This window comes from Streptomyces herbicida, assembly GCF_032656585.1.
Classification (GTDB): domain Bacteria; phylum Actinomycetota; class Actinomycetes; order Streptomycetales; family Streptomycetaceae; genus Streptomyces; species Streptomyces herbicida.
On sequence record NZ_JAUYWJ010000009.1, the window covers coordinates 147,289 to 173,483 of the forward strand.

Annotated in this window: 28 protein-coding genes, 1 tRNA gene, 1 pseudogene and 1 riboswitch; of the genes and pseudogenes, 17 read left to right on the forward strand and 13 right to left on the reverse strand. The window is 69.4% G+C overall.

From position 1 onward, the window contains the following. Positions 1–2: 2 nt before the first annotated feature. Complete coding sequence (locus Q8A52_RS20210; protein ID WP_316754065.1) at positions 3–1,301, reverse strand: PTS transporter subunit EIIC; 1,299 nt, start codon at positions 1,299–1,301, stop codon at positions 3–5. A gap of 186 nt (positions 1,302–1,487) precedes the next feature. Between Q8A52_RS20210 and Q8A52_RS20215 the strand changes: the two genes are divergently transcribed. From Q8A52_RS20215 to rdgB, 4 genes are all read left to right on the forward strand, one after another. Next, positions 1,488–1,721: a PTS glucose/sucrose transporter subunit IIB gene (locus Q8A52_RS20215; RefSeq protein WP_263209201.1), complete on the forward strand. Its 234-nt coding sequence runs from the start codon at positions 1,488–1,490 to the stop codon at positions 1,719–1,721. Between the two features lie 78 nt (positions 1,722–1,799). Continuing rightward, the gene (rph, locus tag Q8A52_RS20220) at positions 1,800–2,540 is read left to right on the forward strand and encodes a ribonuclease PH (RefSeq protein ID WP_316754066.1); all 741 of its coding nucleotides are present in this window, start codon (positions 1,800–1,802) and stop codon (positions 2,538–2,540) included. A 121-nt stretch (positions 2,541–2,661) separates the two neighbouring features. Then, entirely contained in the window at positions 2,662–3,069 is a 408-nt protein-coding gene (locus Q8A52_RS20225) for a hypothetical protein (RefSeq protein ID WP_316754067.1), read from the forward strand. A 77-nt stretch (positions 3,070–3,146) separates the two neighbouring features. Then, positions 3,147–3,752 carry an RdgB/HAM1 family non-canonical purine NTP pyrophosphatase gene (gene rdgB / locus Q8A52_RS20230; RefSeq protein ID WP_316754068.1) on the forward strand — a complete coding sequence of 202 codons (606 nt, stop codon included), beginning with the start codon at positions 3,147–3,149 and terminating at the stop codon, positions 3,750–3,752. A gap of 5 nt (positions 3,753–3,757) precedes the next feature. Here rdgB and Q8A52_RS20235 read toward each other — a convergent pair. Then, positions 3,758–3,844, reverse strand: a tRNA-Leu gene (locus Q8A52_RS20235). A gap of 39 nt (positions 3,845–3,883) precedes the next feature. Beyond that, on the reverse strand, positions 3,884–4,351 hold the full coding sequence (gene bcp / locus Q8A52_RS20240; protein WP_316754069.1) for a thioredoxin-dependent thiol peroxidase: 468 nt from the start codon (positions 4,349–4,351) through the stop codon (positions 3,884–3,886). A 92-nt stretch (positions 4,352–4,443) separates the two neighbouring features. Here bcp and Q8A52_RS20245 point away from each other — a divergent pair, with 92 nt between their 5' ends. The 3 genes from Q8A52_RS20245 (at position 4,444) to Q8A52_RS20255 (ending at position 5,670) form a co-directional block, all read left to right on the forward strand. Continuing rightward, positions 4,444–4,773, forward strand: a complete 330-nt coding sequence (locus Q8A52_RS20245) for a DUF3618 domain-containing protein (RefSeq protein WP_316754070.1) — start codon at positions 4,444–4,446, stop codon at positions 4,771–4,773. A 98-nt stretch (positions 4,774–4,871) separates the two neighbouring features. Then, the gene (locus Q8A52_RS20250) at positions 4,872–5,174 is read left to right on the forward strand and encodes a GroES family chaperonin (RefSeq protein WP_202425017.1); all 303 of its coding nucleotides are present in this window, start codon (positions 4,872–4,874) and stop codon (positions 5,172–5,174) included. 62 nt (positions 5,175–5,236) lie between these two features. After that, positions 5,237–5,313, forward strand: a riboswitch (guanidine-III (ykkC-III) riboswitch). 36 nt (positions 5,314–5,349) lie between these two features. Further along, positions 5,350–5,670 carry a DMT family transporter gene (locus tag Q8A52_RS20255; RefSeq protein WP_316754072.1) on the forward strand — a complete coding sequence of 107 codons (321 nt, stop codon included), beginning with the start codon at positions 5,350–5,352 and terminating at the stop codon, positions 5,668–5,670. Positions 5,671–5,685: 15 nt separating this feature from the next. Here Q8A52_RS20255 and Q8A52_RS20260 read toward each other — a convergent pair whose 3' ends face one another. Next, entirely contained in the window at positions 5,686–8,337 is a 2,652-nt protein-coding gene (locus tag Q8A52_RS20260; RefSeq protein ID WP_408649227.1) for a transglycosylase domain-containing protein, read from the reverse strand. Between the two features lie 785 nt (positions 8,338–9,122). Between Q8A52_RS20260 and Q8A52_RS20265 the strand changes: the two genes are divergently transcribed. The 4 genes from Q8A52_RS20265 to Q8A52_RS20280 are packed head-to-tail and all read left to right on the forward strand — an operon-like array spanning position 9,123 to position 12,610. Beyond that, positions 9,123–9,923: an ABC transporter permease gene (locus tag Q8A52_RS20265; RefSeq protein ID WP_316754073.1), complete on the forward strand. Its 801-nt coding sequence runs from the start codon at positions 9,123–9,125 to the stop codon at positions 9,921–9,923. Continuing rightward, on the forward strand, positions 9,916–10,737 hold the full coding sequence (locus Q8A52_RS20270; RefSeq protein ID WP_408649220.1) for an ABC transporter permease: 822 nt from the start codon (positions 9,916–9,918) through the stop codon (positions 10,735–10,737). The genes Q8A52_RS20265 and Q8A52_RS20270 overlap by 8 nt, the downstream gene beginning before the upstream one ends. Before the next feature lie 7 nt (positions 10,738–10,744). Next, positions 10,745–11,722 carry an ABC transporter ATP-binding protein gene (locus Q8A52_RS20275; protein WP_316754074.1) on the forward strand — a complete coding sequence of 326 codons (978 nt, stop codon included), beginning with the start codon at positions 10,745–10,747 and terminating at the stop codon, positions 11,720–11,722. A 33-nt stretch (positions 11,723–11,755) separates the two neighbouring features. Beyond that, a complete protein-coding gene (locus tag Q8A52_RS20280) occupies positions 11,756–12,610 on the forward strand; it encodes a DUF1707 SHOCT-like domain-containing protein (RefSeq protein ID WP_316754075.1) in 855 nt (284 codons plus the stop codon). Between the two features lie 18 nt (positions 12,611–12,628). Here the strand turns inward: Q8A52_RS20280 and Q8A52_RS20285 are convergent, their stop codons facing one another. Continuing rightward, complete coding sequence (locus tag Q8A52_RS20285) at positions 12,629–13,966, reverse strand: SGNH/GDSL hydrolase family protein (RefSeq protein ID WP_316754076.1); 1,338 nt, start codon at positions 13,964–13,966, stop codon at positions 12,629–12,631. 164 nt (positions 13,967–14,130) lie between these two features. On the opposite strand from Q8A52_RS20285, the gene Q8A52_RS20290 reads away from it, so the two are divergent. Together Q8A52_RS20290 and Q8A52_RS20295 are read left to right on the forward strand one after the other, a co-directional pair. Continuing rightward, on the forward strand, positions 14,131–15,486 hold the full coding sequence (locus tag Q8A52_RS20290) for a DUF445 domain-containing protein (protein ID WP_316754077.1): 1,356 nt from the start codon (positions 14,131–14,133) through the stop codon (positions 15,484–15,486). 51 nt (positions 15,487–15,537) lie between these two features. After that, positions 15,538–17,004, forward strand: a complete 1,467-nt coding sequence (locus tag Q8A52_RS20295; RefSeq protein WP_316754078.1) for an MFS transporter — start codon at positions 15,538–15,540, stop codon at positions 17,002–17,004. Between the two features lie 130 nt (positions 17,005–17,134). On the opposite strand, the gene Q8A52_RS20300 is transcribed toward Q8A52_RS20295, so the two are convergent. After that, a complete protein-coding gene (locus Q8A52_RS20300) occupies positions 17,135–17,584 on the reverse strand; it encodes a hypothetical protein (protein WP_316754079.1) in 450 nt (149 codons plus the stop codon). A gap of 143 nt (positions 17,585–17,727) precedes the next feature. Between Q8A52_RS20300 and Q8A52_RS20305 the strand changes: the two genes are divergently transcribed. Further along, entirely contained in the window at positions 17,728–18,702 is a 975-nt protein-coding gene (locus Q8A52_RS20305; protein ID WP_316754080.1) for a GlxA family transcriptional regulator, read from the forward strand. Between the two features lie 22 nt (positions 18,703–18,724). On the opposite strand, the gene Q8A52_RS20310 is transcribed toward Q8A52_RS20305, so the two are convergent. The 3 genes from Q8A52_RS20310 to Q8A52_RS20320 all read right to left on the reverse strand — a co-directional run bounded on the left by Q8A52_RS20310 (position 18,725) and on the right by Q8A52_RS20320 (position 20,859). Continuing rightward, positions 18,725–19,027, reverse strand: coding sequence for a hypothetical protein (locus Q8A52_RS20310; protein WP_316754081.1), 303 nt, complete (start codon positions 19,025–19,027; stop codon positions 18,725–18,727). A gap of 81 nt (positions 19,028–19,108) precedes the next feature. Next, the gene (locus Q8A52_RS20315) at positions 19,109–20,104 is read right to left on the reverse strand and encodes an RNA polymerase subunit sigma-70 (protein WP_316754260.1); all 996 of its coding nucleotides are present in this window, start codon (positions 20,102–20,104) and stop codon (positions 19,109–19,111) included. Positions 20,105–20,115: 11 nt separating this feature from the next. Continuing rightward, positions 20,116–20,859, reverse strand: a complete 744-nt coding sequence (locus tag Q8A52_RS20320; protein WP_316754082.1) for an SDR family NAD(P)-dependent oxidoreductase — start codon at positions 20,857–20,859, stop codon at positions 20,116–20,118. A gap of 191 nt (positions 20,860–21,050) precedes the next feature. Here Q8A52_RS20320 and Q8A52_RS20325 point away from each other — a divergent pair, with 191 nt between their 5' ends. Then, on the forward strand, positions 21,051–21,881 hold the full coding sequence (locus tag Q8A52_RS20325) for an inositol monophosphatase family protein (RefSeq protein WP_316754083.1): 831 nt from the start codon (positions 21,051–21,053) through the stop codon (positions 21,879–21,881). Positions 21,882–22,067: 186 nt separating this feature from the next. Here the strand turns inward: Q8A52_RS20325 and Q8A52_RS20330 are convergent. From Q8A52_RS20330 to Q8A52_RS20340, 3 genes and pseudogenes are all read right to left on the reverse strand, one after another. After that, positions 22,068–22,317, reverse strand: a pseudogene (locus Q8A52_RS20330) (hypothetical protein); the annotation flags it as partial. A 60-nt stretch (positions 22,318–22,377) separates the two neighbouring features. Continuing rightward, entirely contained in the window at positions 22,378–22,749 is a 372-nt protein-coding gene (locus tag Q8A52_RS20335; RefSeq protein ID WP_316754084.1) for a hypothetical protein, read from the reverse strand. Between the two features lie 80 nt (positions 22,750–22,829). After that, positions 22,830–23,201, reverse strand: coding sequence for a glycine-rich domain-containing protein (locus Q8A52_RS20340; RefSeq protein WP_316754085.1), 372 nt, complete (start codon positions 23,199–23,201; stop codon positions 22,830–22,832). Positions 23,202–23,347: 146 nt separating this feature from the next. Between Q8A52_RS20340 and cyaB the strand changes: the two genes are divergently transcribed. Then, positions 23,348–23,926, forward strand: coding sequence for a class IV adenylate cyclase (cyaB, locus tag Q8A52_RS20345; protein WP_316754086.1), 579 nt, complete (start codon positions 23,348–23,350; stop codon positions 23,924–23,926). A gap of 91 nt (positions 23,927–24,017) precedes the next feature. After that, positions 24,018–25,055 (forward strand): YDG/SRA domain-containing protein, encoded by a 1,038-nt coding sequence (locus Q8A52_RS20350; RefSeq protein WP_316754087.1) that lies wholly within the window; start codon positions 24,018–24,020, stop codon positions 25,053–25,055. Between the two features lie 51 nt (positions 25,056–25,106). On the opposite strand, the gene Q8A52_RS20355 is transcribed toward Q8A52_RS20350, so the two are convergent. Beyond that, positions 25,107–26,120: an SEC-C domain-containing protein gene (locus Q8A52_RS20355; RefSeq protein WP_316754088.1), complete on the reverse strand. Its 1,014-nt coding sequence runs from the start codon at positions 26,118–26,120 to the stop codon at positions 25,107–25,109. Between the last annotated feature and the right edge of the window lie 75 nt (positions 26,121–26,195).

The following is a 26,195-nucleotide window of genomic DNA, read 5'->3' on the forward strand; positions in this document are numbered from 1 at the left end:
GGCTAGAGCTTGGTGACGTCCTCGAGTTCCTCCTCCGGCTCGCGACCTGGTGTCTTCAGATCGAACTTCGTGATCGCGAAGCGGAACACGGCGTAGTAGACGGCGGCGAAGCACAGGCCGATCGGGATGATCGCCCACGGCTTGGTCGCGAGGTGCCAGTTGATGACGTAGTCGATGAGGCCCGCCGAAAACGCGAAGCCGTCGTGCACCCCGAGCCCCCAGGTGACCGCCATCGAGACACCGGTGAGCAGTGCGTGCGCCGCGTAGAGAAGGGGAGCGACGAACAGGAAGGAGTACTCGATGGGCTCCGTGATGCCGGTGACGAACGAGGTCAGCGCCACCGAGAGCATCAGGCCGCCGACCTCCTTGCGGCGGTGCGGCTTGGCGCAGTGGGTGATGGCCAGTGCGGCGGCGGGGAGCGCGAACATCATGATGGGGAAGAACCCCGAGGTGAACTGGCCCGCGTTCGGGTCGCCCGCCAGGAACATGTTGATGTCGCCGTGCACGACCGTGCCGTCGGGCCTGGTGTAGCTGCCGAACTGGAACCAGATGGGCACGTTGAGGAACTGGTGGAGTCCGAACACCAGCAGCCCGCGGTTGGCGACCCCGAAGATGCCCGACCCCCACGCGCCCAGACCGCTCAGCCAGTTGCTGAAGCTCTCCAGCCCGTTGCCGACCGGCGGCCAGATCCACAGGCACAGCACCGCGAAGACGACGGCGGCGAACGCCATGATGATCGGGACGAGCCGGCGGCCGTTGAAGAAGCCGAGCCAGTCCACGAGCCGGGTGCGGTGGAAGCGGGCCCAGAGGAACGCCGCCGTCAGGCCGAGGACGATGCCGCCGAAGACCCCCGGGTTCTGGTACGTGAAGGCGGTCACTGTTCCGTCCTTCACCAGACAGCCGGTCGCCACCGGCCTCGAACCCTCGGCGCAGTCCTCCGGGAACTGGTGCAGCACGCCGTAGTAGACGAGGAAGCCCGCCACCGCCGCGAGCGCCGTCGAGCCGTCCGCCTTCTTGGCCATGCCGATCGCCACGCCCACGCAGAACAGCAGCGGAAGACCGAGGGACCCGTCCAGCAGCGCGCCGCCCGCGCCGGCCATCACCTTCGAGACCTGTGTCCAGCCGAGCCCGTCCTTGCCCAGCAGTCCGGGCTGGCTCAGCGCGATGAGGAGGCCCGCGGCCGGCAGCACGGCGATCGGCAGTTGCAGACTGCGGCCCATCTTCTGCAGGCCCTGGAACAGGGTGTTCCAGCGGGCGCGGCCGGGGCTGACCGTGCCTTCGGCGCTGCTGTCGGCGCTCATGCGCGTCCTCCGGGCCGCTCGGCGATCAGGCGGGTTTGGCGACCGTCCCCGGGGTGGTGTAGACCAGTTGGCGGACGGTTCCGCTGTCGTGAACGCCATCATTCGGTACGTACGACATGACCGCTCGCGAAGATGGGCCAACTGTGGGTTACTGCGACAAAGCGGTTCGGATCAGGGAGAAGGATCATGGCCACCAAGGCTGAGAAGATCGTCGCCGGGCTCGGCGGCATCGACAACATCGAGGAGATCGAGGGCTGCATCACCCGCCTGCGGACCGAGGTCTCCGACCCCTCGCTGGTCGACGAGGCCGCTCTGAAGGCCGCCGGCGCCCACGGCGTCGTGAAGATGGGCACGGCCATCCAGGTCGTCATCGGCACCGACGCCGACCCGATCGCCGCGGAGATCGAAGACATGATGTGAGCCTCCCCGCTCACCCCGGCAGGGGCTCTTCCCGACGTGGGAGGGGCCCCTTCCTCATGTGCGGCTAGGCTCGTCGCCATGTCTCGAATCGACGGCCGCACTCCCGATCAGCTCCGCCCGGTCACCATCGAACGTGGCTGGAGCAAGCACGCCGAGGGCTCCGTCCTCGTCTCCTTCGGCGACACCAAGGTCTTCTGCACCGCCTCGGTCACCGAAGGCGTCCCCCGCTGGCGCAAGGGCAGTGGCGAGGGCTGGGTCACCGCGGAGTACGCCATGCTGCCCCGCGCCACCAACACCCGCGGCGACCGCGAGTCCGTCAAGGGCAGGATCGGCGGCCGTACGCATGAGATCTCCCGTCTCATCGGCCGCTCCCTGAGGGCGGTCATCGACTACAAGGCCCTCGGCGAGAACACCATCGTCCTGGACTGCGACGTCCTCCAGGCCGACGGCGGCACGCGCACGGCGGCCATCACCGGCGCCTATGTGGCACTGGCCGACGCGGTCGGCTGGGCCCAGGGCAAGAAGCTGATCAAGGCCGGCCGCCAGCCGCTGACCGGCACCGTCTCCGCGGTCTCGGTCGGCATCGTCGGTGGGGTCCCCCTCCTCGACCTCTGCTACGACGAGGACGTGAAGGCCGAGACCGACATGAACGTCGTCTGCACCGGCGACGGCCGCTTCGTCGAGGTCCAGGGCACGGCCGAGGCCGAGCCCTTCGCCCGCGAGGAGCTCGACGCCCTGCTCGACCTGGCCGTGACCGGCTGCGCGGAACTCGCGGCCATCCAGCGCTCGGCACTGGAAGCGACCCTGGAGAAGAAGTAAAGGGATCCCCAAAAGACGAGGGGGCGGACGGCAACCCGGTCGGCCTCCCCGGCGTCCCTATGGGTACGGGCGCACGGCACACCGCCGTGCGCTCGGCCATCGAGGGAGAGGGACCAACACCATGGGCGCGAGCCGACACCGACGTCGAGGCCGTATCACCGCCATCGCCGCCACCGTGGCCGCCGTAGCGCTCACCGCGGGCCTCGCCACCGGCTGCGACGCCGTCAACAAGGCCCTGGACTGCGTCCAGACCGCCGACTCCATCGCGGACAGCGTGACCGACCTCCAGCAGGCGGTGGAGAACGCGGCCAACGACCCGACGCAGACCGACGAGTCCCTCAACTCGATCCAGCGGAACCTCGACAAGATCGGCGACAGGACGGACAACGCCGACGTCAACAAGGCGGTCGACGACCTCCGCAAGGCGGTCGACAACGTCCGTCAGGCGATCAAGAACGGCGACGAGACCCCGGACATCGGCCCGGTCACGGACGCGGCGGGCGAACTGACCAAGGTCTGCACCCCGTAGCACCGGAGGTCCGCACCCCGTACCGCCAGGGGACTGCACCGGTGGGGCAGGTCGTGGAGCCAGGGATACTGAACCCCATGACCCGCCTGATCCTCGCCACCCGCAACGCCGGAAAGATCACCGAACTCCGCTCGATCCTCGCCGAAGCAGGCCTGCCGCACGAGCTGGTCGGAGCCGACGCGTTCCCCGACGTCCCCGACGTCAGGGAAACGGGAGTGACGTTCGCCGAGAACGCCCTCCTCAAGGCCCATGCCCTGGCCCGGGCCACCGGTCTTCCGGCGGTGGCCGACGACTCCGGCCTCTGCGTGGACGTCCTGGGCGGCGCCCCCGGCATCTTCTCCGCCCGCTGGGCGGGCAGCCACGGCGACGACAAGGCCAATCTGGACCTTCTGCTGGCCCAGCTCTCGGACATCGCCGACGAACACCGGGGTGCCCACTTCGCCTGCGCCGCCGCTCTCGCACTGCCGGACGGGACGGAGCGGGTGGTCGAGGGCCGGTTGACGGGAACCCTGCGCCACACTCCCACCGGTACCAACGGCTTCGGGTACGACCCGATCCTCCAGCCGGAGGGGGAGTCGCGGACGTGCGCCGAGCTGAGCCCCGAGGAGAAGAACGCCATCAGCCACCGGGGCAGGGCGTTCCGCGCTCTGGTGCCCGTGGTACGGGAGTTGCTCGGTCGGTAAGGAGTTGGTGCGGCCGGAGGGACTCGAACCCTCACGGGAGTTACCCCACTGGGACCTAAACCCAGCGTGACTGCCAGTTCCACCACGGCCGCCTGGTGCTGCCCGGCCATGCTAGCGGCCGGGCAGCGCAGTCAGATGCCCAGATCCTTGATGATCTTTGCCACGTGGCCTGTCGCCTTCACGTTGTAGAGGGCGCGTTCGACCTTGCCCTCCTCGTCGACGACGACCGTGGAGCGGATGACACCGACGACCGTCTTGCCGTACAGCTTCTTCTCGCCGAACGCGCCGTAGGTCTCCAGGACCTGCTTGTCGGGGTCGGCGAGGAGGGTCACCTTCAGGGACTCCTTCTCGCGGAACTTGGCCAGCTTCTCCGGCTTGTCGGGGGAGATGCCGATCACGTCGTAGCCCGCGCCGGCCAGGACCTCCAGGTTGTCCGTGAAGTCGCAGGCCTGCTTGGTGCAGCCGGGCGTGAGGGCCGCGGGGTAGAAGTACACGATGACCTTGCGGCCCTTGTGGTCGGCCAGGGACACCTCGTTGCCGTCGGCGTCGGGCAGGGTGAAGTCGGGGGCCACGTCCCCGGGCTGGAGTCGCTCGCTCATCGGTCCAGAGTAACGGGGGGTCCTGACAGTGCGGCGGCGTGCGAAGCTGACAGACTGTCCGGAACAGCATCGAAGACTTCGGAGGCCGTACGGTGGCGGAGACGTCGGACACCAGAACCCCGGCGCAGATCGAGGCGGACATCAAGCGCCGTCGCGAGGTGCTGGCCGAGACGCTGGACGAGATCGGGGTGCGGGTGCATCCGAAGACGATCGTCGGCGATGCCAAGGCGAAGGTCGTCGCCAACGTCGATCACACCCTCGGCCGCGCCTACATCCAGGTCAACCGCGTGGTGAGCGATGTGCGGGCGCAGTTCGTGGACGAGGAGGGCGCACCCCGGATCGAGCGCATCGTGCCGGTCGCGCTCCTCGCCGTCGGGGTCGTGGGGCTGCTCGCGCTCGGCACCCGGCGCCGCAAGAGCTGACCCGGTCGCGTACGCAGGCGTAAAAGGCAGGTAGGTTCGAAGGCGTGAGCGCCAACAGAAATGACCCCAGCACCCATCACGACAAGCTGCCCATCCGCATGCTGCACGACCGGGTGCTCGTGCGGCAGGACACCAGTGAGGGCGAGCGGCGGTCGGGCGGCGGCATCCTGATCCCCGCCACGGCGGCGGTCGGGCGGCGGCTGGCCTGGGCCGAGGTGGTAGCGGTCGGGCAGAACGTACGGACGGTGGAGCCGGGCGACCGCGTCCTGTACGACCCGGAGGACCGGGCCGAGGTCGAGGTACGCGGCATCGCGTACGTGCTCATGCGTGAACGCGATCTGCACGCCGTGGCGGCGGACCGGTTCGAGGGGTCGGAGGACTCCACCGGTCTGTACCTCTGACGGGCGTGCACCTCTGAATCAACGGCGAAGAGGGCTGGTGACCATGGTCACCAGCCCTCTTCGTATTCCCTTGCTATCGTCGAAGGAAACCCGACGAGACGCGCCGTACCGGGATGGATGTACGCAAAGACGACGCACCCCTGTCCGTCATCACGTACGCCCCGGAGGTGCCCCCATGGCCTGGGTCCTGCTCGTCGTCGCCGGTCTGCTCGAGGTCGGCTGGTCGATCGGAATGAAGTACACCGACGGCTTCACCCGGCCCGTCCCCAGCGTCCTCACCGGAGCCGGCATCGTCGCCAGCATGCTGCTGCTGTCCTACGCCGCCCGGTCCCTGCCCATCGGTACCGCCTACGGCGTGTGGGTGGGCACAGGGGCCGCCGGAGCGGCGGTGCTCGGCATGGTGGTGCTGGGGGAGCCGGCGACCGCCGCCCGGATCTTCTTCGTGTGTCTGCTGCTGGTCGCCGTCGTGGGGCTGAAGGCGACCTCCGGTCACTGACGGGTCAGCGACCGGTCACTGCCTCCTCGTCGCGCCCTGCGGGCCCGCAACGGTGCCCGTCGTGCCGCCCGGGGTTCCGCCGTTCGTGCCGCCGTTCGTGCCCCCGTTCGTGCCGCCGTTCGTACCGCCGGTGGTGGTGCCGCCGTCCGTGGTGGTTCCGGTCGTGCCGCCGTCGGTGGTCGTCCCGCCGTCGGTCGTGCCTCCCGTCGTCCCGCCGTCGGTCGTGGTGCCGCCGCCGGTGGTCGTTCCGCCGTCCGTGGGGGTCCCGGTCGGGCCGCCGTTGTCCTGGCCCTGCGTCTGGCCCTGGGTCTGCCCCTGGTCCTGGCCGCCGTCGGTGGTGCCGCCGTTGTCCTGGCTGCCGGTGGTGCCGGGCTGGGTCGGAGCCTGCGAGCTCGGCGCCTGGACCTCGGCGCCCTGCTGCAGCTCGAGGTCGAACTCGCGCGCGGGCTTCCCCTTCAGGGCGGTCTTCGTGTACTGGGACCAGATGTCGGTGGGCGCCCCGCCGCCGTTGATGCGCGGCAGGCCCATCACGCCGTACAGCGACTTGTGCGCGGCCGTCACCGGGTCCTGGCCCATCACGGAGACGACCGTGGCCAGATCGGGCGTGTAGCCCGCGAACCAGGCCGCCGTGTCCTCCTCCGCGGTGCCGGTCTTGCCCGCCGCGGGGCGGCCGGCGTTCTGCGCGGCGGTCGCGGTGCCCGTCTGGACCACGCTCTGCAGGATCGACGTCGTGGTGTCGGCGGCCTCACGGCTGACGGCCTGCCTGGTCTGCTCCCCGGGCAGCTTGACCTCGTCCTTGCCGTCCTTGGTGATCTTCTCGATCATCGTGTACGTGCCGTGCTTGCCGTGGTTGGCGAGCGTGGCGTACGCCTCCGCCATGTCCAGCACGCTGGCGGTGGCCGTGCCGAGGGCGATGGACGGGTAGGGGTTCAGGTCCTTGGTGTCGGACGGGATGCCGAGGTCGACCGCGGTCTTCTTGACCTTGGCGGGGCCCACGTCGACGGCCATCTGCGCGTACACCGAGTTGACCGACAGGTTGGTGGCCTGCCGCACCGTGATCTGGCCGTACGACTTGGAGTCCTCGTTCTCGGGGGCGTACGCGCCACCGCTCCAGCCCTGTACGGGCCGCTGGTTGGTGCCGTCGTAGTACGTGTTCGGCGTGATCGTCTGGCCGTCCTGGGTCGTTGAGCCGTTCTGCACCGCCGAGGTGAACACGAAGGGCTTGAACGTGGAGCCGACCTGGAAGTCGCCGCGGGTCGCGCCGTTGGTGTACTGCTTCACGTAGTCCACGCCGCCGTACATCGCGACGACCTTGCCGGTCTTCGGGTCGACGGACGCGCCGCCCGCGCGGACGTAGTTGTCGACCTTGCGGTTCTTCTTGTCCAGCTTGTCCATCAGCTGGTCGTTGACCGCCTTGACGAAGGCGTTCTGCTTGTTCTTCTGCAGGGTCGTGGTGATGCGGTAGCCGCCGGCCTCCAGGGCGTCCGGGTCGACGATCTTGTTGGTGGTGAGGTAGTGCTTGATCGCGTCCACGATGTAGCCGCGCTGCCCGGACAGGCCGGTGGAGACGGTCTGTTCCTTCGGCATCGGGAAGTTCATGCGGGCCCGCTTGGACTCGCTGATCCAGCCCTTCGTGACCATGCCGTCCAGGACGTAGTTCCAGCGGGCCACGGCCGCGGACTTGTTCTCCGGGTGCGCGACGACGTCGTACTCGCTGGGCGCGTTGACCAGCGCGGCGAGGTAGGCGGCGCGGGCCGGGTCCAGGTCGGTGGCGTCCATGCCGTAGTAGGCCTGGGCGGCGGCCTGGATGCCGTAGGCGTTGCGGCCGAAGTAGCTGGTGTTGAGGTAGCCCTCGAGGATGTCGTCCTTCGACTTGTTGCGGTCCAGCTTGATCGAGATGAAGAACTCCTTGGCCTTACGGGTGACCGTCTGTTCCTGGGCCAGGTAGTAGTTCTTCACGTACTGCTGGGTGATCGTCGAGCCGGACTGCTTGCCCTTGCCGGTCGCGGTGTTCCAGGCCGCGCGGATCATCGCCTTGGGGTCGATGGCCGACTCGGTGTAGAAGTCCCGGTCCTCGGCGGCCAGTACGGCGTGCTGGGCGTCCTTGGAGATCTGCGCGAGGGTGACGTTCTCCCGGTTGATCTCGCCGTCACGGGCCAGTTGGGAGCCGTCCGCGTACAGGTAGACATTGCTCTGCTTGGTGGCGAGCGCGTTGGCCGGCGGGATCTTCACCATCGAATAGCCGAGGAAGAACAGGCCGATGATCAGCAGCACCCCGATGAGGAAGGTACCGAGCACCATGCGCCAGGTCGGGATGATCCGCCGCCACCCGGTGCGCTTGGGACGCTTGGGCTTCTTGCCCTTGCCGGCGGTCTCCGGGTTCACCGGGCCGACGGGGGTGCCGGCGTCCGCCGGGCGGGAGGGGGCGGCGGTCCGTGCGTTCGCCGCGTTCGCCGCGTTCGCGGGGTTGGCGGCGGTGCGTGCGGTGGCCGCTCCTGCCGCGCCCGCGCCGCGCGCCATGCCTGGGGCGCCGCCCGCGCCTGCCGCGCCCGCGACGCGCGCGGTGCCGGCTGCGCCTGCCGCGCCGCCTGCGCGCGCTGCGGTCACTGCGTTGCCGACGTTGCCTGCGGACCCGGGCGCCTTGGCGGTCGGCGGGTTGTCCTTGATCGGCGTGAGCCGCGTGGTCTCGTCCGTTGCCGCGGGCTGGGCGGTCGGGGCGCTCTCCTTGATCCGGGTGAGCCGGGTGGTGTCGGCGATGCCGGGGCTTGCCGCGTTCGCCGCGCCTGCGCCGCCCGCCGCGGCTCCTGCGTTGCCCGCGGTTCCGGGGGCCTTGGCGGTCGGCGGGTTGTCCTTGATCGGCGTGAGCCGGGTGGTCTCGTCCGTTGCCGCGGGCTGGGCGGTCGGGGCGTTCTCCTTGATCCGGGTGAGCCGGGTGGTGTCCGCGATTCCGGCGCTCGCCGACCCCACCCCACCTTCGGCGCCTCCCGTATCGCCCGCGTGGTCGTCACCCGCAGCCCCGGAGGGCTTCGCGGCTTCGGGGGCCTTGGCCGCCGGGGCGTTCTCCTTGATCCTTGCGAGGCGGCTCGTGTCGACGTTTCCCGGCCCGGAGGGCTCCGCGGGCCGCGCCTTCGGGACCGTACCGGCCTTCTCGGCCGGCGTGCCCCCCTGCTCGGCGGGCTCTCCGGCCGTCGTCGGCTTCGTCGTCGCACCGCCTTCGTTCGGCTGCTGCGGCTGCGGCTCGTCGCTCATGTCGTGCACGGACTCCTGTTTCGCCTCGTACGTTTCCGTACGCCCTCATACGCCATCTGCGCCCCCGGATGAAGACTCTCGCACCAAGCGTTCCGTTCCCGGATTCCGGCACGCGTCCGGGACGGAAAATGCGTGGCACGCCGCGTCGGACCCGGACTAGGCTCCTGCGCTTCGGTGTCGGGCGGTCCGGGAGGTTGACTGGCGTGGGCGCGGGACGGTTGTACGGGGCCGTCGCTGCAGGGGGTTTCAGACGGTACGCGACGTATCGGGCGGCCACTGCGGCAGGGGTGTTCACCAACACCGTCTTCGGCCTGATCCTCGTCTACACCTATCTCGCCCTGTGGGACCAGAAACCCCACCTGGGAGGGTATGACCAGGCGCAGGCGGTCACCTATGTGTGGTTGGGGCAGGCGCTGCTGTCGACGCTGGCGATCGGGGGTGGCGGCGTCGAGGACGAACTCATGGAACGCATTCGTACGGGTGACATCGCGATCGACCTGTACCGCCCCGCCGACCTGCAACTGTGGTGGTTGTCCGCAGACTTGGGCAGGGCCTTGTTCCAACTCCTGGGGCGGGGAGTGATCCCCTTCGTCTTCGGTGCGCTGTTCTTCCCGGTGGCGCTGCCCTCGGACGCGGGAACCTGGGCCGCCTTCCTCGTCGCCGTCCTGCTGGCGATGGTGGTCGGCTTCGGGATCCGCTTCCTGGTGGGGCTGAGCGCGTTCTGGCTGCTGGACGGCACCGGGGTGGCGCAGGCGGCCTGGATCACGGGCTTCTTCTGTTCCGGGTTGGTGCTGCCGCTGAACGTCTTCCCGGGCGTGATCGGCGAGGTCGTACGGACCCTGCCCTGGTCCTCGCTGCTGCAGGCCCCGGCCGACGTACTGCTCGGGAAGGCCGATCCATGGGGCGTCTTCCTCTTCCAGGCGGTGTGGGCGGCTGCGCTGCTCGCGCTCGGGCGGCTGCTGCAGTCGATGGCGACGCGGCGGGTGGTGGTTCAGGGTGGCTGAGCTCAACCGGGTCGCCAACGGGATGCGCGCCTACCGGATGATCGCCGCGATGTGGATCCGCTCCACGATGGCGTACCGGGCCTCCTTCGTGATGACGACGGTCGCCAACTTCACCGCGACCGCCCTCGACTTCGTGGCGATCCTGCTGATGTTCTCCCGCGTGGACGCGCTCGGCGGCTACTCGCTGCCCGAAGTCGCCTTCCTGTACGGCCTGTCCAGCACGGCCTTCGGGCTGGCCGACCTGGTGATCGGCTCGATGGAACGGCTGGGGCGCCGGGTGCGCGACGGCACCTTCGACACCCTCCTGGTCCGTCCGGCGCCGGTGCTGGCGCAGCTGGCCGCGGACCGGTTCGCGCTGCGCCGCCTGGGCCGGGTGACCCAGGGCTCGTTGGTGCTCGGCTACGCCCTGACGACCGTCGACATCGAGTGGACCCCGCTGAAGCTGCTGCTGATGCCGGTGATGGTGATCAGCGGCGCCGCGATCTTCAGCGCGGTGTTCGTGGCCGGCGCGGCCTTCCAGTTCGCGGCACAGGACGCGTCCGAGGTGCAGAACGCGTTCACCTACGGCGGCACCACGCTGCTGCAGTACCCGCCCACCGTCTTCGCGAAGGACCTGGTGCGCGGGGTGACCTTCGTGCTGCCGCTGGCCTTCGTCAACTGGCTGCCCGCGACCTACGTCCTGGGCCTGCCGTATCCGCTGCACCTGCCGCAGTGGACGGCCTTCGCGCCGCCGCTCGTCGCGGTGGGGTGCTGCGCGCTGGCCGGAGCGGCATGGCGGGCGGGGCTTCGGTCGTATCGGAGTACGGGGAGCTGAGGAACCCATGGACAGTGACTTCATCGAGGACTTCATCGCGCTCGACCGCGTCGAGAAGGTCTTCGACGTACGAAAGAAGACCGGCTTCCTCAAGCGGGAGCGCCGGGAGGTGCGGGCGGTCGACTCGATCTCCTTCACCGTGGCGCGCGGTGAGATGGTCGGCTACATCGGCCCCAACGGCGCGGGCAAGTCGACCACGATCAAGATGCTCACGGGCATCCTGACCCCGAGCGGCGGCCGTCTGCGCGTGGCAGGCATCGACCCCTCCCGCGAACGCACCCGCCTGGCACACCGCATCGGCGTGGTGTTCGGGCAGCGGACGACGCTGTGGTGGGACCTGCCGCTGATCGACTCCTACCGGCTGGTGCACCGCATGTACCGGATCCCGGACCGGCGTTACCGCGAGAACCTCGACCGCTGTGTCGAACTCCTCGAGCTCGCGGACCTGTTGGACGTCCCCGTCCGCCAGCTCTCCCTCGGCCAGCGCATGCGCGGCGACATCGCGGCGGCGCTGCTGCACGACCCCGAGGTGCTCTACCTCGACGAGCCGACGATCGGCCTGGACGTCATCTCCAAGGCCAAGGTCCGCGGATTCCTGCGGGAGTTGAACACCGAGCGCGGCACCACCGTGCTGCTGACCACGCACGACCTCCAGGACATCGAGCAGCTCTGCTCCCGGGTGATGGTCATCGACCACGGGAAGCTGATGTACGACGGTCCGCTCGCCGGGCTGCACGAGGTGGGGGCGAGCGAGCGGACGCTGGTGGTGGACCTGGAGCGGGAGCTGCCGCCCGTCGAGGTGCCGCCGGCGCGCGTGGTGAAGGTGGAGGGCCCGCGGCAGTGGCTGGCCTTCCCGGCGTCCGAGTCGGCGGCGCCGTTGGTGGCGCGGGTGGCGGCGGAGTATCCGCTGGTGGACCTGTCGGTGCGGGAGCCGGACATCGAGGCGGTCATCGCGAAGATGTACGCCGGCAAGGCCACCGCATAGTGCCCGGCGCGGGGAACTCGTAGGCTGCTCTCCATGACCGACGATGCCCCGGAACTGCGTGCCTCCGACGCCGATCGTGAACGAGTCGCCGAGGTCCTGCGGGACGCCCTCGCGGAGGGGCGGCTCGACATGGAGGAGTTCGAGGAGCGGCTGGAGGCGACGTACAGCGCGCGGACCTACCGCGAACTGGCGCCCATCACCCGGGACCTGCCGGGCCCGGAGGTGGCGGCGCCTCCCGTGGTGTCCCTGCACAAGGACTCCGGGGCGAGCGGGAGTTGGGCCGGCCGGATCACCGGCGGCGAGGGCTCGTCCGCCGGGGCGGTCGCCATCATGTCCGGCTTCCAGCGCAAGGGACGCTGGACCATGCCGAAGCGGTTCAACTGCTTCGCCTTCTGGGGTGGCGGCGAGATCGATCTGCGGGAGGCGGACTTCGCGGACCGCGAGGTGGAGATCAACTGCGTCGCGATCATGGGCGGAGTGCAGGTCATCGTCCCGCCGGGGGTCGAGGTCGTCGTGCGGGGCATCGGCATCATGGGCGGCTTCGACCACCGCGAGGAGGGCGAGCCGGGCGAGCCGGGTGCCCCGCGGGTGATCGTGAGCGGCTTCGCCTTCTGGGGCGGGGTCGGGGTGGAGCGCAAGGTGACGCGGGCCGAGCGGCAGCGGCTGAAGGAGGAGCGCCGCCAGGAGAAGCTGGACCGCAAGTCGGCGCGCAGGGAGCTGGAGGGCTCCTTCCGGGACGACATCCACGAAGCCCACCGCCGGATGATCGATGGTCACCGCGACCTGCTGCGGGAGCGCCACGAGGAGCGCCGGGAGCGGCACGAGGAGCGCCGCGAGCGCCACCGGGAGCGCCGTGAGGAGCGGCGGCGCAGGCACGGGGACTACTGAGCGGGGCCGCCGTACCGGCTACAGCTCCGCCTGACCCGCACCCTTCAGCTCCCGCAGGTCGAAGACCTCCGCCATCTTCCGGAAGCCCTCGTCGCTGGGGTGGAGATGGTCGCCCGAGTCGTAGTCGGGTCGGAGCCTGCGCGGGTTGTACGGGTCACGCAGGGCCTGGTCGAAGTCGACCACCGCGTCGTAGACCTGCCCGGCCCGGATCCGGGCGTTGACCTGCTGCCGTACCGCCTCCCGGGCCGCCGAGTACCCGTGGTGGCCCTCGAAGGGCATCAGGGTGGCGCCGATGACCTTGAGGCCGCGGGCGTGGGCCTGGCGGACGAGGGTGCGCAGGCCGTCGGTGATCCGGTCGGGGTCGGCGAGCTGCGGGTTCCTGATGATGTCGTTGATGCCGAGCTCGATGACGACGACCTTGACGTTCGTACGGGAGAGCGCGTCCCGGCCGAAGCGGCCCAGGCCGCTCTGGTTGTCGGCGGGCCGCCCGAGTCCGTTCGCGAGCACCTGGTTGCCGCTGATGCCCTGGTTGACGACGCTGTAACGGGGCACGTCCCGGCGGCCGCCCGCGAGCGCCGCGCGCAGCCGCTGCGAAAGGACGTCCGTCCAGCGGTGGTTGGCGCCCTCGGTGGAGGTGATCCCGTCGGTGATCGAGTCGCCGAGCACGACGACCGTGCCGTCGGACTCGTTGCTCAGCACGTCGAGGGCCGTCAGATAGCGCCAGTACGGCGTCTGTTCGGTGTACGGGGCGCCGTCCGGGTCCTCCGTGTGGTCGCCCTGTGCGAGGAACGACACCTGCCGGGCGTGCGGGTGGTAGGTGACCGGCCCGGACGGGGTGGGGGAGTACGTGGTGACCAGGACGTCCGTCTCGTGCGGTATCGCGATGCGCACGGCGTCGCTCAGCACCTGCCCGCCCGCCGGTATGACCACGTCGGGACTGCCGCCGAAGGTGAGCCGGCGCATCGTCTGTGCCGTGGCCGCCGCGGTGTTGTCGCCGGCCGCGACCGCGATCGAGGCGTGGCCGATGGTCAGCGGCGACTGGCCGTAGAGATTGGACAGTGTGATCCGGGCACTCGTACCCCCGGTGCTCGCGTGCACGACGTTGCGCACCGAACGCCCCGCCAGTCCGTCGGTCTCGGTGCCCGGTTCGGCGCCGACCGGGGAGGTGGACCAGGAGCCGACCCAGGTGCCGGTGGAGGCGGGAGCGGCCGAGGAGTCGTGGTGCGGGCGGCTCGCGCCGGTGCCGTGGCGCGGCATGCCGTCGTCGGCCGCGACCGTCACGAAGATGGCGGCGCACAGGGCCAGGACCAGCGCGACGACGGCACTGAGCAGGGCATAGCCATGACGCCTGGTCATGCTTGTGTTGTTCTCCTCGGACGGTGGGAGCCCGAGGCTCCGATCTGTTGTGTCCATGATGCGACATGGGTCCGGGAGAACTGACAGGACCCTGCCCAAACCCCCTTTCCGACAGACGCCGGGAACTCCTGTTCCGTTCCAGGAGTCGGTCAGGAAGGGACAATGTGTGCGGGATCACCGAACGGGTGGAGCAAATGGAACGTACGGAAGCGGAAGCGGCAACGGCACCACAGACCAGTGCCCCGTCCTACAAATCCATGAGCGCCTTCACCCCCGCCGACGAGGAGCGGCAGCGCGGGGTACGGCGCATGAAACTCACGGCGACCGGGATGCTGCTGTTCGTGGCCGTCGTGTACGTCCTCGCCAAATGGGCTTCCGGCCAGGGCGCCGGCCCTTGGGCGGACTACGTGGCCGCGGCCGCCGAGGCCGGCATGGTCGGCGCCCTGGCCGACTGGTTCGCGGTCACCGCCCTGTTCCGCCACCCCCTCGGCCTGCCCATTCCGCACACCGCGATCATCCCCAACAAGAAGGACCAGCTGGGTGTCTCCCTGGGCGAATTCGTCGGCGAGAACTTCCTCTCCCAGGACGTCGTACGGCAGCGGCTGCGCACCGTCGGCATCGGCAGCCGGCTCGGCGCCTGGCTGGCGGAGCCGGAGCACGCCGACCGGGTGACCGCGGAGCTGGCCACGGCCCTGCGCGGCGCCCTCACGGTCATGCGCGACTCCGACGTCCAGGCGGTGGTCGGCGAGGCGATCACCCGTCGCGCCGACGCCCAGGAGATCGCGCCCGGCATAGGGAAGATGCTGGAGAAGGTCGTCGCCGACGGCGGCCACAAACGGGTCGTCGATCTCGTCGTCACCCGGGCCCACGACTGGCTCGTCCTGCACGACGACCAGGTCATGGACGCCGTCCAGGGCGGCGCCCCGGGCTGGACCCCGCGCTTCGTCGACAAAAAGGTCGGCGAACGCGTCTACAAGGAGCTGCTCCGCTTCTGCGCCGAGATGCGCGACATGCCCTCCCACCCCGCCCGCGGCGCCCTCGACCGCTTCCTCACCGACTTCGCCTCCGACCTCCAGTCCGACACCGACACCCGCGCGCGGGTCGAGCGGCTGAAGGGCGAGGTGCTCGGCCGTGGCGAGGTCCAGGACCTGATCGCGTCCGCCTGGACGGCCGTGCGATCCATGATCGTCTCCGCGGCCGAGGACGAGCGCAGCGAGCTGCGCCTGCGCGTCCGCGCCTCCCTGCTCTCCCTCGGCGCCCGCATGGCCACCGAACCCAAGGTCCAGAACAAGGTCGACAGCTGGGTCGAGGGCGCCGCGGTGCACGTCGTGACGACCTACCGCAAGGAGATCACCTCCCTGATCACCGACACGGTGGCGAGCTGGGACGCCGAGCACACGACCCGCAAGATCGAGGCCCACATCGGCCGCGACCTGCAGTTCATCCGGATCAACGGCACCGTGGTGGGCTCCCTGGCCGGCCTGCTGATCTACACCGTCTCGCGGGGGCTCGGGGCATAGACCCCGCCCCTCAGGGCACTCGACGGGCGTTCCTCGACGAGGAGGAGGCCCATGACCACCGTCGACGCCGCGACCGGCCGGACCATCACCACCCGCATCCCCGCCCGGCTCGACCGCCTGCCCTGGTCGCACTGGCACTGGACGATCGTGATCGGCCTGGGCACCGTGTGGATCCTCGACGGCCTCGAGGTCACGGTCGTCGGCAACATCGCGAGCCGCCTGTCCGAGCCTGGCAGCGGACTCGCGATCTCATCGGGCCAGATCACCGGCGTCGCGGCCGCGCTGTATGTGGCGGGTGCCTGCTCCGGCGCCCTCTTCTGGGGCCGCCTCACCGATCGCTACGGCCGTAAAAGGCTCTTCATGATCACCCTCGCGGTCTATCTGGGCGCCACCGCCCTGACCGCGGTCTCCTTCTCGACGTGGTGGTTCTTCCTCTTCCGCTTCCTGACCGGCTTCGGCATCGGCGGCGAGTACGCGGCCATCAACTCCGCGATCGACGAGCTGATCCCCGCCTACTGCCGCGGCCGCGTCGACCTGATCATCAACGGCAGCTTCTGGGTGGGCGCGGTCGCCGGATCGCTGCTGTCCATCGTCGCGCTGAACACCGCCCTCCTGCCCGCCGACCTCGGCTGGCGTCTGACCTTCGCCCTGGGTGCCGTCCTCGCCCTGGTGATCCTGCTCGTACGACGCCACGTCCCCGAGAGCCCGCGCTGGCTGCTGATCCACGGCAGGGAGAAGGAGGCCGAGCAGATCGTCTCCTCGATCGAAAAGCAGGTCGAGGCCGAGAAGGGCGAGCCGCTCGCCGAGCCCGAGGGCGAGCTGGTGATCCACCAGCGCAAGAGCATCGGCTTCCTGGAGATCGCCCGCACGGTGTTCTCCGACTACCGCCGCCGGGCCGTGCTCGGCTTCTCGCTCTTCATCGGCCAGGCCTTCCTCTACAACGCGATCACCTTCGGCTTCGGCGCCATCCTGACCAAGTTCTTCGACGTCCCCGCGGACCACACCGGCTACTACTTCGCCGTCATCGCGATCGGCAACTTCATGGGCCCGCTGCTGCTCGGCAGGCTCTTCGACACGGTCGGCCGCCGGGTCATGATCTCCTCGACCTACCTGCTCTCCGGCCTGCTCCTGTTCGGCACGGCCTGGCTGTTCGGCCAGGGCTCCCTGAACGCGGCCACGCTGACGGCATGCTGGTGCGCGGTCCTGTTCTTCGCCTCGGCGGGCGCCTCCAGCGCCTACCTCACGGTGTCCGAGGTCTTCCCGATGGAGACCCGGGCCATGTCCATTGCCTTCTTCTACGCCCTCGGCACCGCGGCCGGCGGCATCAGCGGCCCCCTCCTGTTCGCCGACCTCACCGGCACGGGCAAGGTCGCCGACACGGTCCTGGCCTTCCAGATCGGCGCGTCGCTGATGTGCGCGGCGGGGTTGGTGGCAGCGGTCCTGGCGGTCCGCGCGGAACGCCGCTCCCTGGAGGACATCGCGCGTCCGCTGACGGTGGCGCCGGCGAAGGCCGCATGATCACTTGAGGAAGGGTGGGCGCAGCGGGACCCCGCAGCGCCGGGCTGCGCGACCCGCACCCGCCCGCCACCAGCGAGCGGCACCTGTTCAGCCGCGCGCCCACCGCGATCCCGGCGCAGAAGCCGGGGGCTCACGCGCCTGTGGTCGACCCCGGCCGCACGATCATCAGGATCGTGACCGTGGCCCACAACAGGTTGAACAGCCCCGTGAACATGGCGAGCCGCACAGTCGCCTCCCGCGTGCCGCCGCCCTCGACCAGCGCACTCTGCCGGGGCAGCACCAGCGCAACCAGCACGAGCGTGGCGAGAGCCGTCAGCGCGATCGACACGATCAGCCAGGCGTCGCCGAGCACACCCATGTTGCTCGCGGTGGCGAACCCGAAGACGGGAACGACGACACCGACGACCCCGTACACCCGGCATATCCGGTGCAGCAGCCCGACGGTCTCCGTCGCCCGGAGGTCGTCCGGCGAGTCCAGGACGCGGCGGGCGGCGGGCGGGAACATGCTGGCCGCGACGGTGACGGGGCCGACGGCGACGATGGCCGCGAGCACATGCACGGCGAGGAGGAACTTGGTCACGGGGCGACGCTAGGCGGGCCGTGGATCTTGCAGAAGTGGCAGTACTGCCATGAGCCAACGGATTCTCGCCACCGTAGCGGACGCCGACCGAGGCAGATGCCCTACCGGTTGGCGACAATCCGTCGCACGGCTACCTTCTTGCCATGCACACCGTGGCCGTACTCGCGCTGGACGAGGTCGTCCCGTTCGACCTCACCGCCCCGATCGACACCTTCGGCTGGGCCCGGCTGCCGGACGGCCGGGCAGCCTACCGGGTGCGGGTGTGCTCGCCCGCGGAGGAGGTGAGCGCGGCGGCGGGGGCGTTCACGGTCCGGGCGCCGTACGGGCTGGAGGAGCTGGCCGAGGCCGACACGATCATCCTGCCCGGCGTCGCCGACCCCACGGTCCCGCTGCCGCCGGAGGTCGCGGAGGCGGTGCGCACCGCGGCGGCGAACGGCACGCGCGTCGCCTCGATCTGCGTGGGTGCGTTCGTCTTCGCGGCGACGGGCCTGCTGAACGGGCTGCGCGCGACGACCCACTGGGCCGCGGCCCGGGACCTGGCCGCGATGTACCCGGAGGTGACCGTCGACCCGAACGTCCTGTACGTCGACAACGGACAGTTCCTCACCTCGGCGGGCGCGGCCGCCGCGATGGACATGTGCCTGCACATGATCCGCAGGGACCACGGCTCGGCGGTCGCCGCGCACGCCGCCCGTCTGTGCGTCATGCCCCTCGAACGGGAGGGCGGACAGGCCCAGTTCATCGTCCACGACCAGCCCCCGGCCCCGGCCGGCGCGACCCTGGAGCCGCTGCTGAGCTGGCTGGAGGACAACTGCGACCGGGACTTCAGCCTTGACGAGATCGCCGCTCAGGCGGGCATGAGCACCCGTACCCTCAACCGCCGCTTCCGCGAACAGACCGGCACGACGCCCTTGCAGTGGCTGCACCGGGCGCGGGTGCGGCGTGCGCAGTACCTGCTGGAGAACACCGCGCACCCCGTCGAACGCATCGCCACCCAGGCCGGCTTCGGCTCGCCGACGGCCTTCCGGGAACGGTTCCGGCGGGTGGTGGGGACGAGCCCGCAGGCGTACCGGCGGGCGTTCAAGCGGACGGAGGGGGAGCCGGTACCGACCGCCTGAGAACTCCTGAAAGGTCCTGCCGTCAGGCCCTGCGGTCGGCGACGGCCCAGGAGGCCAGGGCCACGGCGCCGGCGGCGCCGAGGACGGACGGCCAGGCGCCGACCCTCTTGGCCAGCGGGTGGGACCCGGCGAAGGCGGCGACATACGCGGCGGTCAGCGCCCCCGCGGCCTTCGCACCGGCCTGCGCGCGCCACTGCTGAGCGGCGGCCGCGCCGGCGACGGCCAGTACAGCCCCGCCCAGCGGCCTCTTCTTGGTCCAGCGGGCGACACCGTACCCGCCGACGAGCCCGCCCGCGGCGATCACCGAGCTGGGAACCTTCGCCATGCCTGCCTCCGTTTGTCTGTGTTCCGCGGCCGAGGCTAACGGACCGGCCGAAGGCCCTGTGCACGAGGATCGCCGCGTTCCTCAGACCGTGAGCGTGGCCTCAAGGCCGAACGCAGGCACGAGACTTGGCTCGTTGAAGGCCGTGATACGAGCGATCCGAGCCCCGATCAGCGTCAGAACCTGGACACCGTAGGCCTCGTACAGAGCGCCACCCGCATGCTTGTGGACGACGAGGGCGGGCTGGCCGTTGGCCCGGGTGGGCACCATCCGCCACAGGTCGCTGCGCAGGACCCGACCGCTCAGGAAGCCGATGACGGCCTGCCGACCGGTGAACCAGGTCGGGATCGGCGGCATCTCCATCTCGACGTCGGCCCGCAACAGCTCCACCAGCGCGCCGGCGTCGGCCCGGGTGAACGCGTCGACATAACGGTCGAGCAGCTCCCGGAGCGCCCCCTCGTCCGGCTCGGCCACATCATCCTCGACCGGCCCGGCCTCGGCCAGGCGGGCCCGCGCCCGACGCAACGCACTGTCAACAGCTGCAGCCGTCGTATCGAGAATCTCGGCGACCTCGGTCGTGCGGAACGCCAGCACGTCGCGCAGGGTCAGCACGGCCCGCTGCCGCGCGCTCAGGAGCTGAAGCGCGGCGATGAAGGCCAGCCGCACTCCGGTCCGCCCGGCCACGACCGTCGCCGGGTCTCCGGTCCCGAACAGCGAGTCGGGTGCCGGCTGGAGCCACGGCACCGACGGATCACGGTCGGCCACAGCAACCCGGTGATCGTCCGAGGGCGCGCCCAGCCCTGACGGGAGCGGCCGCCGGGACCGCGTTTCCAGGGCCGTGAGGCAGGCCATCGTCGCGATCTTGTAAAGCCACCGCCGCACCGAGGAGCGCCCCTCGAACCGCCCATACCCGCGCCAGGCCCGCAGATAGGTCTCCTGCACCAGGTCCTCGGCGTCATGAATCGACCCCAGGAGCCGGTAGCAGTGCGCGAGCAACTCGGGACGGTAGGGCTCGGCCAGGGTGGCGAAGTCGCTGTCGGACGTCATCACGGCGGCTCCCCGTGGTACGGCCATTTCCATTGTCACGCGGTTCAGCCGAGCGGACGCAGCCCGGCACCGCTGACCCGGTACTCCGAAGCGCTGGAGGAGTCCCCGGCGACGTGGACGACGGCCTTGGCGACCTGCTCCGGACTGAGAATGGGCTCGAGCCCTTCAACGAAGGTGTCCGGGTCGACCCCCTGCCGGGCGGCGTACCCCGCGACCCCGACGGAGCCGAGCCCGGTGGCCGGCGTCAGCTGCGGAAGCAACGCAACGAACCGAATACCGAGCCCACCCCTCTCCGACTCCTCCGCCGCGTACCCCCGGATGTACCGGATGGCCTGCTTGGCACTGGCGTACCCACCACTGAGCGGAGACCCGGCCAGAGCGGCCCCACTGGACATCGCGACCACGACACTCCCCGGCGCCAGCGGTTCCACGAGCGCCGCCCGGCTCCAGAGGAACACGTGCCGGGTGTCGACGTGCCAGTTCCGACTGAACGTCTCCCAGGTGTGCTCCTGCAGGGGAGCCATGTGCGGGGTGGCCCCGGCGTTGAGCACGAGCAGCCCCGGCCGGTACTCACGGATCACGTCCCGCACGAGACCCTCGTCGGTGGCATCGCCGACGACGGCAGTGAACCCCTCACCGAGCAGGTCCCGCACGGCGCGCAGCTCCCCTTCCTCACGGGCGACACCGACAACACGGGTTCCTCCGGCGACGAGCGCGGCGGCAATGGCGCGCCCGAAGCCACGGCCGGCTCCGGTGACGACGGCGGCCTCAAAGGTTGTCTCGGACATCAGGCACTCCCAGCGGTGGTGGCTTGCGTTCCACATCAAGACCAGCCACGACCGGAAAATCCGTCGCCGAACGCCGAAAAAGATTTCAGCCACCCACCCGCAAGCTGCCAATCAATCCCGGCGCGCATGCGACCCGGCACCCGGCAGTCCACGTCTGGACAGCAGACGTACCTCTACAAGACCGTGACACCGTGAACGACAGCGACTTGGATGATCCCGCACAGCACCCGGCCGAAGCCCTGGACCTCGACCGAGCCCTGACGATCGCGACCGACCTCGCCGCCTGGGCGTCGGAGGCGATCCGCCGCCCGCGTGACGGCGGGGTACGAGAGAAGGCGAGCCCGGCGGACATCGTCACGCAGACGGACGAGACGATCGAGACCCACGTCCGCTCGGTCCTACGATCGGCCTTCCCGACCCACGGCATCGAGGGCGAGGAGTACGGCACCCACGAGCCGGCCACCCCGAACGCCCCGTACTGGGTGGTGGACCCGGTGGACGGCACCACGAACTACGCCCACGGCATCGGCTGGTGCTCCTTCTCCCTGGGCCTGGCAGCCCCCGACGGCACACCCTTGCTCGGCCTGGTGGCCGACCCTTGGCGAGGCGAGACGTTCACGGCAATCCGAGGCAGGGGCGCCCACCTGAACGGCACCCCTATCCAGGCAGCCACCCACACCACCCTCACGGGCCACATCTTCCTCACGGAATGGGCAGCCCACGCCCACTGGCCGGGCCTGGACACCCTCCTTGCCGCCCTCTCCGCCCGCCACTGCACGACCAGGGTGATGGGCTCGACGGCACTCTCCCTGTCCCAGGTAGCCGCGGGCCGCGCCACGGCGGCAGCGATCGGCGAGTTCCACGCGGTGGACGGCCTGCCGGCGTACCTGATCGCGACGGAGGCGGGAGCGATCGCCTTCCCGCCCGTACCTGAGTACGACGAGCCGTTGCTGTTGTCGGCTTCTGAGGTGGGGGAGGAGATGGCGGAGCTGTGGAGCGCGATCCGCGGCGCGGGGGCGTGATCACGAGCGCCCTTTGCGGCCACTTCAGCGCTCCGCGGATCCGCCACCACAGCTTGCGTGCCTCAGGTGTCTCCGTGGAGTAGGTGACCGGTGTCTTCGACGCGTAGTCGGGGCCGTGGCCCAGGGACTTGCCGTCGGGCGGGTATTTTTCTTGAGGGTTTTGCCCCTGAACTCAGCATCGCAGCAGAGGAGTTGACCAGCAACGGTGGCCTCATCCCACGTGCCACGAACCATGGAACGCGGCTTCACGAGCCAGTACGCCGTTTCCAGTGGCGGAAGATCGACGACCGGGAACTCCACCGCGACCTCGCGATAGCGCTGAATCAGCTCCGGCCTGCTTCCGGCTGGAGGCGGCTCCGGGATACGGAGGTCGCCGCAGGGCTTCGTCATTGAAACGCGCCTTCGGCCCGATCCATAGATAGCTGTGGTGGTGCACCGATCGTCTCATTCGGTATCGAAGATCGATGAGGTTGGATCAGACGTTGGACCTCAGACCTCAGCTCTCAGACAGCACGATCCGTCCGGTCATCAGGACCCCGTGATTCGCAAAGAGCGCGCCCAGGTCGAAGCGGCGCCGGATGTGCGCCATCCACGTCGCGTTCGGCAGATCCCTGTATGTCGCGACCATCCGAGCGCAGCTTGCCTGAGTGAGGATCCACCGTGCCCGGTCTCCCTCACCTGTGCGTCCACCGAGATCCAAAGCCAGGCGCCACAACTCTTCCCCGTCGCTTTGCTCGCTGACGACGGTGACGAGCCCGATGTCACCCAGGCAGCGCTCATCACTGGACTGCGTCGTGTAGGCGACAGTGAGGCTGTCGGGGAGGAATACCGTCACGCGGCTGGTCGCGGGGAGCTCGGTCAGGGACACGTGTGTCAGTTCGTTTCTCGCGTGGGGGTGGCGGGCCGGCCAACGAGAGAACCGGCCCGCTTTGACGGGTGGAACATGGGTCAGCAGCAGGGTCCGTCGCCGCAGCAGGCAGGCGGATTGCAGTCGGCCGCTGTACCCCACAGCCGTTCATCGACCTCGAATCCGGCTTCACGGATCCTGCCGACGACATCGACCATCAGCCCGCGAGTGCGGACATTGGAGTTTGGCTGGTGATGCAGGAAGTACCCGAAGTGCCGCTCGCACCAGCCGGCGTACCAGCTGGTGTGCAGGATGAGCGTGTGCCATCCCGGATCGACCTGTTGGGACGGGGCCATGTCGGCCCCCTCGCCCGTCGAGCCCATGACGAAGACCAGGGCAAGCGCCTGGTCGACGATACGCTCGGCGACGCAGCCTTCCAGGCCGTATTCGTCGGCGCAGAACGCGGCGAGCATGTCGAACTCGTCGTCATCGACGAGGGAACGGCCGGTACGACTCGCGGACAGTGACGGTCATCGTGTTCCCTCCCATGTGCTGCGATGTCTGAGGCCGTCATTGCCGACGCACGGCGCACGGTGTGACGACGAGAGGGGAAGGGCCCGTGATCGAGGCGGAGTTGAAGGCCCGAGTCCACTCACCGGAGTCGGTCATGAGGCACCTGGACGAGCGCGCCACGGCACGCGTCGAGGTGTACCGGGATACGTATTACGACCGTCCCGACGACGCGCTGGAAAGGGAGGACCAGGAGTTGCGCGTCCGGACGGTGCACGGGGCGGACAGCACACGGACGCTGCTCACCTTCAAGGAGGCCGCGGTTGACGAAGACTCGGGATCCAAGCCCGAGCACGAGACACTCGTTGAGGATGCAGAAGCCGCGCACGCCATCCTGCGCGGTCTCGGTTGCGTCGAGGTCATCGCGTTCGAAAAGCGCTGTCGTAACTACGAGTTCGTGACGCGCGGCCGCCGTATGCTCGCCACCCTCGTCCGTGTACCTGAGATCAACGGGACATTTCTCGAAGTGGAGACGCTTGTCGACGAGGGTGAGGTGAGCAAGGCCCTCGACGACATCCGTTCCGTCCTGGCCGAGCTAGGTATTGGGCCAGAGGACCTGACCCGCGAGACCTATACGGGTTCCGTGGCGGCGCAACGCGGCTGCCGAACTCCGGGAAGCGGTCGGTAGTTAGGATCATGGTGATCACGGACCTACAGCTACCAGCCAAGTTTTCGCTTGATGTGTGACACGAGTGATCAGCATGCGCGACCATGGGGCTATGGGAGAGCGAGTCATCGGTCACATACACGGCGTCGTCCCTGGTGCGGTCTTCCCGCGTCGGACGGATGTGAAGAACGCCAATCTGCATGGCGACACCATGCGAGGCATCTCTCGGCTGAAAGACAAGGACGGCAGCTACGTTGCGGACGCCATCGTCTTGAACGGGGGGTACGAAGACGATGAGGATGGTTGGAACTGGATTCAATACACGGGCGCCTCGCCGGATAAAGACAAGAGCAAGGACGGTAGGACGCTCCTGCGGAGCCAATCCTGGGAGTACCGAGACAATGCGGCGCTGAAGCTTAGTTTTGAGCGTGGGTATAGGATTCGAATAATTCGCGGCCCTGAAGGTGACCAGCGGTATTCGCTTCCCGACAGCTACCGATATGACGGCCTGTACGAGATCACCGCCGTCCGTACCGCCATGTCTAAATCTTCAGCCCCCGACGGCTCACCCGTCGAGATATGCCAGTTTGACTTGGAGCGACTTGCTGGCCCTGAGCAGGAGTTGACCTCCGCGGAGCGTGGGATCGCCTCGGTGTTGGAGCGGCAGGAAGAGTTGCTCGACGACGAATCGGAGAGTGGATCGGACGAGCGAAGGGATCACGAGTGGCCGGACGGGGAGAAGTTTCCGATGACGCGCGCGACGCACATACAGCGCATAGTGCGCGATGCTGCCGCGGCGCGACGCATCAAGGAACTCTACGGCGATGAGTGCCAGATATGTGGCCTTCGTTTGGCTGGTCCAGATGGGAAGTCGTACAGCGAAGGTGCCCACATAAAGCCCCTAGGTACGCCACACAATGGCCCAGACGTTGAGAGGAACATCCTGTGCCTCTGTCCTAACTGTCATGTGCGACTGGACATTGGGTCGATTCTCATCGGGGACGACTGGTCGATCATTGTGCGCGCTGGAGTGTTCGGTGAAAACGTGCGGGCAAAACTCAAGACGCACAAGAAGCACAGGGTGCACCAGGAATATATCCGGTACCACCGAGAGTGGTGGCAAGAGGTCGGTGGCCCCAGCCAGCCGTAAGGCCGGGGCTCACAGCCTCAAGTAGGACGCCAGTGTTCGGGGCTGAAGTGTCTACTCGGCTCCGTGACACGCCCCGTAGGCCTGCCCTGTCCCGCACCAACACCCCGCCCCCCTCTGCGGAGGCCAAGCCACAGCCCGCCCCCGTGCCGCCAGCGTCGTCGCATACTGCGGCAGCAAGGTCACGTCCCCCGGCGATGCCCCCTCCGACGCAGCGAACGCCTCATAAGAAGGCACCGTCCCCGTCACGATTCCCAGGTTCGGCGTCCCGGAGGACGCCAGCTCCCGCAGCGAGGCCTCTATCGTCGTGAGGTGTTCCTCGCGGGACGGGTACTCGGTCGCCAGGGCGGGGTAAGCCTCTACCAGCTCCTCCAGCTCACCCTGCGGCCAGTGCAGCACGGCCACCGGGAAGGGGCGGGACAGTGCCTCTCGGTAGGCGCCGAGTTCCGCGCGGAGGCGGGAGATCTCCGCTTCCAGTTCCGCCGGGTTGTCCGAGCCCAGGGACCACACCCGCTTGGGGTCGTGCAGCTCGTCCAGGGACACCGGTGAGGAGTGCAGGGTGTCCGCCAGGGCGTCCCAGTCGTCGTGGGCCAGGCCCAGCATGCGGCGTACCCGGTGGCGGCCGAACAGGAGGGGACGGGTCGAGTACGGGGGCTCCGTCACGTCCGTCAGGAGCAGGGTCGTCCCCTCCGTGAACGTGGCCTGCGCCGCCTCCAACTCGTCGTGGGACTCCAGGGCCTCGGCGACGATCACCCAGGGGGCCGCGTCCCGCGGGGCGGACGCGCGGACTCCGTCGATGATCGCGCGGGCCTCGGCCTCATGGCCGTACTCCCAGAGGTTCGAGGCCTTCAGGGCCCGTACCAGGTGGGGGTTCTCCAACGCGTCCGGAGTGGACAGCAGGCGGTCGTAGAGCGTGGTCGCGGCGGGGCGGTCGCCGGCCAGTTCCAGGTGGGCCGCGGACTGCAGCAGCAGGGCCTCGGCGTCCGCGGGGTACAGGCCGGCGGTCCGCTCCAGGCGTGCCGCTTCGGCGGTGTGGTCGACGTTCTCGGCAGGCGTGTCGGGGCGCATGGGGGACACCGTACTGCCGACCTATGACATAGGGAGAGGTATGCGCTGGTCGGCAGAGCTACGGAGGCGTCAGGA